The sequence below is a fragment of the Salinicola sp. CPA57 genome (assembly GCF_003206035.1).
GTDB lineage: Bacteria > Pseudomonadota > Gammaproteobacteria > Pseudomonadales > Halomonadaceae > Salinicola > Salinicola socius.
In genome coordinates, this window is the sequence record NZ_PZJR01000009.1 from 95946 (window position 1) to 107954 (window position 12009).

General features: G+C 60.3%; 8 protein-coding genes and 2 tRNA genes. 9 read left to right on the top strand and 1 reads right to left on the bottom strand.

Annotated elements, in window-relative coordinates; genetic code table 11:
• Positions 1–65 precede the first annotated feature (65 nt).
• Both DOM36_RS10350 and DOM36_RS10355 read left to right on the top strand, forming a co-directional pair.
• Positions 66–141, top strand: a tRNA-Ala gene (locus DOM36_RS10350).
• Between the two features lie 28 nt (positions 142–169).
• A tRNA-Glu gene (locus tag DOM36_RS10355) sits at positions 170–245 on the top strand.
• 381 nt (positions 246–626) lie between these two features.
• On the opposite strand, the gene gltA is transcribed toward DOM36_RS10355, so the two are convergent.
• Positions 627–1913 carry a citrate synthase gene (gene gltA, locus DOM36_RS10360; RefSeq protein WP_110643052.1) on the bottom strand — a complete coding sequence of 429 codons (1287 nt, stop codon included), beginning with the start codon at positions 1911–1913 and terminating at the stop codon, positions 627–629.
• Between the two features lie 496 nt (positions 1914–2409).
• Here gltA and sdhC point away from each other — a divergent pair, with 496 nt between their 5' ends.
• The 7 genes from sdhC (at position 2410) to lpdA (ending at position 11908) form a co-directional block, all read left to right on the top strand.
• Positions 2410–2787 (top strand): succinate dehydrogenase, cytochrome b556 subunit, encoded by a 378-nt coding sequence (gene sdhC, locus DOM36_RS10365; protein WP_075569934.1) that lies wholly within the window; start codon positions 2410–2412, stop codon positions 2785–2787.
• A complete protein-coding gene (gene sdhD, locus DOM36_RS10370) occupies positions 2781–3128 on the top strand; it encodes a succinate dehydrogenase, hydrophobic membrane anchor protein (RefSeq protein WP_075562585.1) in 348 nt (115 codons plus the stop codon). The genes sdhC and sdhD overlap by 7 nt, the downstream gene beginning before the upstream one ends.
• Before the next feature lie 3 nt (positions 3129–3131).
• On the top strand, positions 3132–4904 hold the full coding sequence (sdhA, locus tag DOM36_RS10375) for a succinate dehydrogenase flavoprotein subunit (protein WP_075569933.1): 1773 nt from the start codon (positions 3132–3134) through the stop codon (positions 4902–4904).
• 15 nt (positions 4905–4919) lie between these two features.
• Complete coding sequence (locus DOM36_RS10380) at positions 4920–5630, top strand: succinate dehydrogenase iron-sulfur subunit (RefSeq protein WP_075569932.1); 711 nt, start codon at positions 4920–4922, stop codon at positions 5628–5630.
• A gap of 260 nt (positions 5631–5890) precedes the next feature.
• Positions 5891–8722 (top strand): 2-oxoglutarate dehydrogenase E1 component, encoded by a 2832-nt coding sequence (locus DOM36_RS10385; protein ID WP_075569931.1) that lies wholly within the window; start codon positions 5891–5893, stop codon positions 8720–8722.
• 51 nt (positions 8723–8773) lie between these two features.
• Positions 8774–10375 (top strand): 2-oxoglutarate dehydrogenase complex dihydrolipoyllysine-residue succinyltransferase, encoded by a 1602-nt coding sequence (gene odhB, locus DOM36_RS10390; RefSeq protein ID WP_110643053.1) that lies wholly within the window; start codon positions 8774–8776, stop codon positions 10373–10375.
• An 81-nt stretch (positions 10376–10456) separates the two neighbouring features.
• On the top strand, positions 10457–11908 hold the full coding sequence (gene lpdA / locus DOM36_RS10395) for a dihydrolipoyl dehydrogenase (protein WP_075569929.1): 1452 nt from the start codon (positions 10457–10459) through the stop codon (positions 11906–11908).
• The last annotated feature ends 101 nt before the right edge of the window (positions 11909–12009 follow it).

Here is a 12009-nt window from a genome sequence, read left to right on the forward strand (position 1 = left end):
TTTCTTCGCGTTAAAGCGTTGACTTATCAGTGAGATGACCGTATATTTCGCCCCGTTCTTGGAACGGGGCCTTAGCTCAGCTGGGAGAGCGCAACACTGGCAGTGTTGAGGTCAGCGGTTCGATCCCGCTAGGCTCCACCAAAGAACCGGCTTTCGGGCTGTTTTCAGCGTCCCATTCGTCTAGTGGTCCAGGACACCGCCCTTTCACGGCGGTAACAGGGGTTCGAACCCCCTATGGGACGCCATCTTCTTCCCCTTTATCCCTCTCTGATATCGATATCCACCCACTCGCGTGGTTGTTGATAACCTTTCTGTTCGGTGCTCACGACGCTTGACATTCGTCGCGCTTTTCCACCGCTTGCTTTCTCTTTCCTTGTGATGCTTCTAACTCGCTGAAAAACCGTACGTGTAAAATAAAAACTATGTAAATCAAACATTTAGCATTGGTTAAAAATTAGACAATCTGTTGCCGAGGCGCCTCTGGAGGCGGTTTCGTGACATTATCGAAGGGTTTTTAACAGGCTTATCCACAGGAAGTGTGGAAATCTTCCGCGTCGCTAGTCAGGCACAAAAAAACCGCCGACGGGTGTCGGCGGTTTCGGAGGTCGGCATCGCGCCGGGCAGACCTACTTCTGCGGGTAATCGCGCTTGTCATGGCCTGTATAGAGCTGGCGAGGCCGGCTGATACGGTAGCCGTTGGTGATCATTTCGTTCCAGTGAGAGATCCAGCCGACGGTCCGCGCCATCGCGAAAATGACGGTGAACATGTTGGTCGGGATGCCGATGGCCTTGAGAATGATGCCCGAGTAGAAATCGACGTTGGGGTAGAGCTTGCGTTCGATGAAGTATTCATCCTCCAGCGCGATCTGCTCGAGCCGTTTGGCGATCTGTAGCTGCGGGTCGTTACCCAGGCCCAGTTCACCCAGCACCTCGTCGCAGGTTTCCTTCATCACATTGGCGCGCGGGTCGAAGTTGCGATAGACCCGGTGACCAAAGCCCATCAGCTTGAACGGGTCATCCTTGTCCTTGGCCTTGTCGATGAAGCGCTGAATGTTCTCTTCCGAGTCGTCGCCGATCTCGTCCAGCATCGCCAGTACCGCTTCGTTGGCGCCACCGTGGGCTGGACCCCAGAGGGCGGCGATGCCGGCGCTGATGCAGGCGAAGGGGTTGGCGCCGGTGGAGCCCGCCATGCGTACGGTGGATGTCGACGCGTTCTGTTCGTGGTCGGCATGGAGCATGAAGATTCGATCCATGGCCTTGGCGATGACCGGGTTGACCTCGTAGTTCTCGCACGGATTGCCGAACATCATGTGCAGGAAATTTTCCGAGTAATTGAGGTCATTGCGCGGATACATGAACGGCTGGCCGATATTGTACTTGTGGCACATCGCGGCCAGGGTCGGCATCTTGGCAATCAGGCGGATGGCGCTGACATGGCGTTGATCGGCCTGCGTGATATCGAGATTGTCGTGATAGAAGGCGGCCAGGCCACCGACGACGCCGCAGAGAACGGCCATCGGGTGCGCGTCACGGCGGAAGCCCTTGTAGAAGTTGACGATCTGCTCGTGAACCATGGTGTGGCGAGCAATCGTGCTACTGAATGTCTCGTACTCCTCGTCGGAGGGCAGCTCGCCAAACATCAACAGGTAACAGAGCTCGACGTAGTCGGAGTTTTCCGCCAGTTGATCGATCGGATAGCCGCGGTGAAGCAGCATGCCGGCAGCGCCATCGATATAGGTAATGCCGGACTCGCACGAGGCAGTAGCAACGAAGCCGGGGTCGTAAGTGAACAGGCCTTCTGCGGTCAGGCTGCGGACGTCGATGACGTCGGGGCCAATGGTGCCGGGATAAACCGGTAGCTCAATGGCATTGTCGACACCATCGACCGATAATTTCGCTTTTCTGTCAGCCATGATGGCCTCCTTTATCGTGACATAAGCCTTTGTCTTTACTGCCGTGCGGACAAAAAATAGTTCGCCCACTATAGATTTCCGCAAGGGATTGTCAATTCGCCCAAATCCTCGTGATGCCGTGGCTGCGGCGCTGTTCCCCGTTTGCGAAAGGCTGGTGGCGTCAGGGCTTGCGCGAAAGGGGTACATTGGCCGGCGGGTCGAGTCGTCATCATACCCATTGAGTGGGGCAGGCTGACAGTAACGAAAGAATTTGAATCGACTGTCGACAACCTGGAGGGCGTGCCGGAGAGGGTTTCGCGGCTTTTTGGCCGGTTTCGCGTCGTGAGGCGATTTGTCATACGGTTACCCAAACCCTATAATCTGCTACCGCACGATTTGGCATCGTCAGCCGGTTTGGGCCGCATCGGAACTGCTTTTGCGACCGTGATCCTGCTTCTAAAAACCACCGCCCCTGAACGGGCATAACCCTTCAGGGTTAAGAGAGTGTTTAAGAGCCGTGAATAGCAAACGTCCAGTAAACCTCGACCTATCCACCATCCATTTTCCACTTCCCGCACTCACCTCGATCGCACATCGCATTACCGGCGTCATTCTGTTCGTCGGCCTGATTTTCGGCTTCTGGGCGCTGGACGCATCGCTGTCCTCCCCCGAGGGGTTCGAATCGGTGCGCGACGCGCTGGCGAACAATGTGCTGGCGAAACTGATCGCCTGGGGCCTGCTATCGGCGCTCGGTTTTCATTTTGTCGCGGGAATCAAGCACCTGCTCATGGATACCGGCTACGGTGTCGATCTTGAGGGTGGCAATCGCAAGGCGCAGATCACGGTCGTGATCAGTGCTGTCTTGGTGGTTCTGGCGGGAGTCTGGGTATGGTAACCAATATCACGAATCTGGGTCGCAGCGGGCTTTCAGACTGGCTCATCCAGCGAGTGTCTGCCGTCGTTCTGGCGCTCTACGCGCTGTTCGTCGTGGCCTATCTGTTGTTCCATCCCAACCTGGATTACGCCACCTGGAGTGGTCTGTTCGCGCAGACCTGGATGCGTATCTTCTCCTTGTTGGCCTTCATTTCCATGGCGGCTCACGCCTGGGTCGGCCTGTGGACGGTTTCCACCGACTATCTCAAGCACACCGGCGTTCGCTTCGGCTTTCAGGCCGTCGTGATTCTCGCCATCTTCGTTTTTCTGGTGTGGGGCGTTCAAGTCCTCTGGGGAGCCTGATCCATGTCTACCATGCGTAACCTGACATTCGACGCCATCATCATCGGTGGTGGTGGTTCCGGTCTGCGAGCGGCGCTCGAGCTGGCCAAGTCCGGCAAGAAGACCGCGGTCCTGTCCAAGGTGTTCCCGACCCGTTCACATACGGTTTCCGCGCAGGGCGGCATCACGTGCGCCATCGGCTCGGCCGATCCCGATGACGACTGGCGCTGGCACATGTACGACACCGTCAAGGGCGGCGACTATATCGCCGACCAGGACGCCGCCGAATATCTCTGCTCCGAAGGCCCCAAGGCCGTATTCGAGCTCGAGCACATGGGGCTGCCGTTTTCGCGCTTCGATAACGGCCGTATCTATCAGCGTCCGTTCGGCGGCCAGTCCAAGGATTTCGGCAAGGGCGGCCAGGCGGCTCGCACCTGTGCGGCGGCCGACCGTACCGGCCATGCGCTGCTACACACGCTTTATCAGAACAACCTGAAAAACAACACCGTCTTCCTGGACGAATGGTACGCCATCGACCTGGTGAAAAACGCCAACGGCGACGTCGTAGGGTGCATCGCACTGTGCATCGAAACCGGCGAAGTCGTGCACGTCAAATCCAAGGCGACGGTGCTGGCGACCGGCGGTGCGGGGCGTATCTTTGCCTCGACTACCAACGCCCTGATCAATACCGGTGACGGTATTGGCATGGCGCTGCGCGCCGGCTTCCCGATGCAGGACATGGAAATGTGGCAGTTCCACCCGACCGGGATCTACGGTGCGGGAACCCTGGTGACGGAAGGCTGCCGTGGCGAAGGCGGTTACCTGATCAACAAGGACGGCGAGCGTTTCATGGAGCGCTATGCGCCCAACGCCAAGGATCTCGCGGGTCGCGATGTGGTGGCGCGCTCCATGGTCATGGAAGTGCTGGAGGGGCGTGGCTGCGGCGAGAACGGCGATCACGTCATGTTGAAGCTCGACCATCTGGGTGAAGAGGTGCTGATGAAGCGCCTGCCGGGTATCGTCGAGCTCTCCAAGACCTTCGCTCACGTGGATCCGGTCAAGGAGCCGATTCCGGTCACCCCGACCTGTCATTACATGATGGGCGGGATTCCGACCAATGTGCACGGCCAGGCCATCACCCAGGATGGCGACGGCAACGATCAGATCGTCAACGGTCTGTTCGCCTGTGGCGAAGCCGCCTGCGTCTCGGTGCACGGTGCCAACCGCCTGGGCGGCAACTCGCTGCTCGATCTGGTGGTGTTCGGTCGTGCCGCTGGTATCTATATCGACAAGGCGCTCAGCGAAGGGATCGACTATCTCGACGCCTCCGCCTCGGATATCGATCGGGCCACGAGTCGCCTGGCGCGCTGGAACGAGTCCAGTGGCGGCGAGTCGGTCTCCGAGCTCAAGACGGAGCTTCAGAACACCATGCAGAACGCCTTCGGCGTCTTCCGTCAGGAAGACAACATGCAGGAAGGCGTCAAGAAGCTGGCGGAGCTGCGCGAGCGTATCGGTCAGGCGCACCTGGGCGACAAGTCCGACGTCTTCAACACCGCGCGTGTCGAGGCTCTCGAGCTCGACAATCTGCTGGAAGTGGCCGAAGCCACCGCGGTCGCGGCGCTGGAGCGCAAAGAGAGTCGTGGCGCTCACTCCCGCTACGACTATCCCGATCGCGACGACGTCAACTGGCTCAAGCATTCGCTCTTCCATCCGGGCGACAAGACCGTGACCAAGCGGGAAGTCAACTTCACGCCCAAGACGGTCGATACCTTCGAGCCGAAAATCCGTACCTACTAAGGGGGGTTGTCAACGATGTCCAATCTTCAGGTTTCCGTCTATCGCTACAACCCTGAGACCGATTCCGCGCCGTACATGCAGGAATTTCAGATCGACACTCAAGGTCGCGATCTGATGGTTCTCAACATCCTGACCATGATCAAGGACCAGGACAGTTCGATGGCGTTTCGTCGCAGTTGCCGGGAAGGTGTCTGCGGCTCCGACGGCATGAACATGAACGGTACCAATGGCCTGGCCTGTATTACGCCGCTGTCGGCCGTGGTCAAGGCCAATAAATTGGTGCTGCGGCCGCTGCCGGGCTTGCCCGTCATGCGCGACCTGGTGGTCGACATGGGGCTGTTCTACAAGCAGTACGAGCGCATGCAGCCGTATCTGCAGAACGACTCCGCGGCGCCCGCCATCGAGCGTCTTCAGTCTCCGGAAGAGCGTGACAAGCTGGATGGGCTGTACGAGTGCATTCTTTGCGCCTGCTGTTCGACCTCCTGCCCGTCGTTCTGGTGGAACCCTGACAAGTTCGTCGGTCCCGCCGGCCTGCTGCAGGCTTACCGCTTCCTGGCCGATTCCCGCGACAACGCCACCCAGGCGCGTCTTGCCGAGCTGGAAGACCCGTTCAGTCTGTTCCGGTGCCGCGGCATCATGAACTGCGTCGCGGTCTGCCCCAAGGGGTTGAACCCCACCCGGGCGATCGGAAAAATTCGCGAAATGCTGCTGTCCAACGCGACCTGATCGTCAAAGGCGACATCTACGACTTAAATCGTAGCGCTTGGCTTGTTATCATGTCGCCACGCGATTCGGCTGCGGCGCGATGTCGCAGCCGATCGACGCTCGAGATTTTGGCCGGTGCCTCGTGCACCGGCTTTTAACGATCATGATGACGCCTTGAGTGGCATGGTCGTTGGCCGTCTCGCGACGGTACCGGAGTGACGCCGAGGCGCGCAGCTGCGACCGGCGCCGACAACACCCCATCAGTGTAGGGTGAACCAGAGATGCAAGAAGGCATAATGGAGTTGATGTGGCGCACTTCCCATATGAGCGGCGGCAACGCCCACTATGTGGAAGCGCTCTACGAGCAGTATCTGAATGACCCCGCGACTGTCCCCGATGAATGGCGCCAAGCGTTCGACCAGCTACCGCGCCTGGAAGGCACTCCCTCCCAAGATGTTCCTCTCAGTCCCATTCGGGAACAGTTCTATCAGCTGGCGCGCGAGCGTCGTCCTACCGTATCGGCCGCTACCGGCAGCAGCGAGAACCGCAAGCAGGTCAAGGTTCTTCAGCTGATCAATGCCTATCGGTTCCGAGGCCATCAGCGTGCGGACATCGATCCGCTCGGTCTGCGCAAGCCGGATACGGTCCCGGACCTCGATTTCTCTTTCCACGACCTGACCCAGGCCGACATGAGCACCGTGTTCCAGACCGGCTCGTTCTTTCTGGGCAAGGAAGAGGCACCGCTCAAGGAGATCGTCGAGGCGCTGGAGCAGACTTACTGCCGCTCGATCGGCTGTGAGTTCATGCACATCGTCAACACCGAAGAGAAGCGCTGGCTACAGCAGCGGTTCGAATCGGTGCGCTCCAAGCCGAAATACAGCCAGAGCGAGCGTGAGCATCTGCTCGAGCGATTGACCGCCGCCGAAGGTCTGGAGAGCTACCTCGCGTCGAAGTATCCCGGTACCAAGCGCTTCGGTCTGGAAGGTGGCGAGTCCTTCATCCCGATGATGGACGAAGTGATCCAGCGCAGCGGCAACTACGGCGTCAAGGAAGTGGTGATCGGGATGGCTCACCGCGGGCGTCTCAACCTGCTGGTGAACATTCTTGGCAAGAGCCCGTCGGAGCTGATCGACGAGTTCGACGGCAAGAAGCAGATCAAACAGGGCTCCGGTGACGTCAAGTATCACCAGGGCTTCAGCTCCAATGTGATGACGCCCGGTGGCGAAGTTCACCTGGCGCTGGCGTTCAATCCGTCGCATCTGGAGATCGTGTCGCCGGTGGTCGAAGGGTCCGTTCGTGCCCGTCAGGATCGTCGTCAGGACGACGAGGGCAAGCAGGTCCTGCCGATCGTTGTGCATGGCGATGCGGCCTTTGCCGGCCAGGGCGTGGTGATGGAAACCTTCCAGATGTCGCAGACCCGGGGCTACAAGACCGGCGGTACGCTGCACATCGTGATCAACAATCAGGTCGGTTTCACCACGTCGCGCGCCGATGATGCGCGCTCGACCGAATACTGCACCGACATCGCCAAGATGGTTCAGGCGCCGATTCTTCACGTCAATGGCGACGATCCGGAAGCGGTGCTGCATGCGACCCAGGTCGCCGTCGACTATCGCAAGGAATTCCAGCGCGACGTGGTGATCGACCTGGTCTGCTACCGCCGTCGGGGTCACAACGAAGCCGACGAGCCTTCCGGTACCCAGCCGCTGATGTACGCCAAGATCAAGTCGCACAAGTCGACGCGTACCCTCTATGTAGAGCAGCTGATCAAGGAAGGCGTGCTGACGGAAGATCAGGCCAAGCAGATGGGCGAGCAGTATCGCGATGACCTGCTGGCCGGCAATCACGTCGCCAACGCGCTGGTCAAACAGCCCAACACGGGTCTGTTCGTCGACTGGACACCGTATCTCGGTCATGAATGGAGCGGCGATACCGATACCCGTTGCGAGCTCGAACATCTGACGCAGCTGGCGCAGAAGATGAGCGAGATTCCCAACGGCGTCGAGGTTCAGCGCCAGGTGGCGCGGGTCTATGAAGAGCGTCGCAAGATGCTGGCCGGCAATCAGCCCCTCAACTGGGGCTTCGCCGAGACACTGGCCTACGCCACCCTGGTCGACGCTGGCCATCCGGTGCGCCTGACCGGACAGGACACCGGCCGCGGCACGTTCTCTCATCGTCACGCCGTGGTTCACAACCAGGCCGATGCCTCGACCTACGTGCCGTTGCAGCACATCAAGGACGATCAGCCGGCCTTCGCCATTCACGACTCCTTCCTCTCGGAAGAAGCCGTGCTGGCGTTCGAGTACGGATACGCCACGACGGCGCCCAACTCGCTGATCGTCTGGGAAGCCCAGTTCGGTGACTTCTTCAACGGTGCGCAGGTCGTTGTCGACCAGTTCATCTCTTCCGGTGAGTCGAAGTGGGCGCGGCTGTGCGGCCTGACGTTGCTGTTGCCGCATGGCTACGAAGGGCAGGGTCCGGAGCACTCCTCGGCGCGCCTCGAGCGCTTCCTGCAGCTGTGTGCCGAACACAATATGCAGGTTTGCGTGCCGACGACCCCGGCTCAGATATTCCATCTGCTGCGGCGTCAGGTGATCCGTCCGCTGCGCAAGCCGCTGATCGTGATGTCACCCAAGAGCCTGTTGCGTCACAAGGATGCGACCTCGACCATGGAAGAGCTGGCTGATGGCCGCTTCCAGATGGTCATTCCCGACATTGGCGAGCGGGATCCTCAGCAGGTCAAGCGAGCCGTGCTCTGTTCAGGCAAGGTCTACTACGATCTGGCGACCTATCGCGCCGAAAACGAGCGTGATGACACGGCTGTCATTCGTGTCGAGCAGCTCTATCCTTTTCCCAAGGACGAGCTGTGGGAAGCGCTCAAGACCTATCCGAATCTGGAGCAGGTCGTCTGGTGTCAGGAGGAGCCGCTCAATCAGGGCGCCTGGTATCAGAGTCAGCATCATCTGCGCCTGGTGGCGGGCATGGTGCGCGAGGGATTGGATCACAGCCTCAAGTTCGCTGGCCGTCCGGCATCTGCCGCCCCAGCTGCTGGCTACATGTCTGTCCATGTGGCGCAACAGAGCCAGCTGGTCGACGACGCTTTCAACGCGTAAGGCGCCTTGCCGCTGAGACAGGCGCGAGAGAATAGAGACTAAGGATACGACATGGCTACTGATATCAAAGCGCCGACTTTTCCCGAATCCGTTGCCGAGGGAACGGTCGCCACTTGGCACAAGAAAGTGGGCGACAGCGTCGAGCGCGATGAACTGATCGTCGAGATCGAAACCGACAAGGTCGTCCTCGAAGTGGTGGCACCTGAAGCGGGTACGCTCTCCGAGATCAAGGTCGAGGAAGGCGATACCTGCGAATCCGAGCAGGTGCTGGGTGTTCTCGGGGCTGCCTCCGAAGGTGGCAAGAGCGAAGAGAAGCCGGCCAGCGACGCCAAGAGCGAAGGCAAGTCGGGCAGCGAAGGCGAGTCCGGCGACAAAGAAGACGCTGGTGGCGAAGCTGAATCGGCTGCCAAACCCGCCGCCTCGGGCAAGAGCCATGAGGTCAAGGCGCCGAGCTTCCCGGAATCCGTGCAGGAAGGTACCGTTGCCAGCTGGACCAAGAAAGTCGGCGAAGCGGTCAAGCGCGACGAAGTCCTGGCCGAGATCGAGACCGACAAGGTCGTTCTCGAAGTCGTGGCGCCGGCCGACGGCGCGCTCTCCGAGATCAAGGTCCAGGAAGGCGACGTCGTCGAATCCGAGGCGCTGCTGGCGGTCTTCTCCGAAGGCGCGGGCGGCGAGGGCGACAGCGGTGCCTCCAGCGACTCTGCCGGCGGACAGGACAGCTCGACCGACAGCGAGCAGGATGCCAAGGTCGACGGCAAGATTCTGGCACCCGCCGCGCGCAAGCTGGCCGCCGAGAACGATCTCGACGTCAGCAAGCTCGAAGGCACCGGCAAGGGCGGTCGCGTCCTGAAGGAAGACGTTCAGAAGGCACTCAAGGACGGCACCGCGAAGAAATCCGCCAAACCGGCCGCCGCGGCGCCGAAGGCGGCTTCAGCACCGGCGGTCGAAGGCGAGCGTCCGGAGCAGCGCGTGCCGATGAGCCGTCTGCGACAGACCATCGCCAAGCGTCTGGTCCAGGCCCAGCAGACAGCGGCCATGCTCACGACCTACAACGAAGTGGACATGAGCGCGGTGATGTCCCTGCGTAGCCAGTACAAGGATACTTTCCTCCAGGCGCACGACGTCAAGCTTGGCTTCATGGGCTTCTTCGTCAAGGCGGCGACCGAGGCGCTCAAGCGCTTCCCGGACGTCAACGCCTCCATCGATGGCACCGACATCGTCTACCACGGATACCAGGACATCGGTGTGGCCGTTTCCACGCCGCGCGGGCTGGTCGTCCCGGTACTGCGTGACACCGACAGCATGAAGCTGGCAGACGTCGAGAAGGCGATCGGCGACTTCGGCAAGCGGGGCCGTGACGGCAAGCTCGGCATCGACGACATGCAAGGTGGCACCTTCACCATCACCAACGGCGGCATCTTCGGCTCGTTGATGTCGACGCCGATCCTGAATCCGCCCCAGACCGCGATCCTGGGCATGCACAAGATTCAGGAACGTCCGATGGCGGTGAACGGCAAGGTCGAGATTCGTCCGATGATGTACCTCGCCGTCTCCTACGATCACCGCATGATCGATGGCAAGGATGCGGTCCAGTTCCTGGTGGCCATCAAGTCGCTGCTGGAAGATCCGGCGCGCCTGCTGCTGGACATCTAAGCGCATTCGACTCAACCATCCGACTGTCGATTCGCCGGGCTTGCCCGGCGAATGGCAAACGAAGCGAACAGGAAATTTTTCATGGCCGATAAATTCGATGTGATCGTCATTGGTGCGGGCCCTGGAGGCTATGTTGCCGCCATTCATGCGGCTCAGCTGGGCCTCAAGACCGCCTGCGTCGAGAAGTGGGTCAACAAGGAAGGCAAGACGGTTCACGGCGGCACCTGCCTCAACGTGGGCTGTATCCCCTCCAAGGCGTTGCTGGAAACGTCGCACAAGTTCGTCGAGACCCGCGATCATTATGCCGAGATCGGCATCAACGTCGGCGATGTCTCGACCGACGTGAAGAAGATGATGGAGTTCAAGAACAGCGTCATCGCCAAGAACACCGGCGGTATCAGCATGCTGTTCAAGTCCAACGGCGTCACGGCCCTGGAAGGCACCGGCAAGCTGCTCGACGGCAAGAAAGTCGAAGTGACTGGCCACGATGGCAAGGCTGAAACCTATGAAGCCGACAATGTCATCATCGCCTCCGGCTCGGTGCCGGTGAACATTCCGCCGGCACCGATGACCGACGACATCATCGTCGATTCCGCCGGCGCGCTGGAATTCGCCCAGGCGCCCAAGCGTCTCGGCGTGATCGGCGCCGGCGTCATCGGTCTCGAGCTTGGCAGCGTGTGGAGCCGCCTGGGCAGCGAAGTCACCGTTCTCGAAGCGCTCGATACGTTCCTGCCGATGGTCGATCAGGCGATCGCCAAGGATGCCCAGAAGCTGTTCAAGAAGCAGGGGCTGGATATCAAGATGGGCGCGCGCGTGACCGGGTCCGAGATCAAGGGCAAGGGCGATTCCCGTGAAGTCGTGGTCAAGTACACCGACGGTAACGGTGAACAGGAGCAGACTTTCGACAAGCTGATCGTCTGCGTCGGGCGCAAGCCATATACCGAAAGCCTTCTCGACGACTCGGCCGGGATCAAGCTCGACGAGCGCGGCTTCATCTTCGTCGACGATCAGTGCCGCACCAACGTCTCCGGCGTCTATGCTATCGGTGACGTCGTGCGTGGTCCGATGCTGGCGCACAAGGCGTCCGAAGAGGGCGTGATGGTCGCCGATCTCATCGCCGGCCAGAAGCCGGAGATGAATTACGACGCCATCCCCAGCGTCATCTATACCGCGCCGGAAGTGGCGTGGGTGGGGATCAACGAGCAGCAGGCCAAGGAACAGGGTATCGAAGTCAAGACCGGTGCCTTCCCGTTCTCGGCCAGTGGCCGTGCGCTCGCCAACAACGCGCCGGAGGGGATGGTCAAGGTCATCGCCGATGCCGAAACCGATCGCGTTCTCGGTGTCCATATTCTGGGTCAGCACGCGGGCGAACTGATCGCCCAGGGCGTGATCGCGATGGAATTCGGCTCCAGCGCGGAAGATCTGGCACTGACCTGCTTCGCGCACCCGACGCTGTCGGAAGCCGTGCACGAAGCGGCACTGGCCGTCGATGGACACGCCATTCACATGGCCAACCGCAAGAAGCGCAAGTAAGTCACTCTCTCGCGTTTCCTGCAATAGGTGCCGTTCCCTGGCGGAATGGCACGGGGGTGACGCGCCGATTTTCGGCGCGTTGCCATTCGAGTCACATGCAA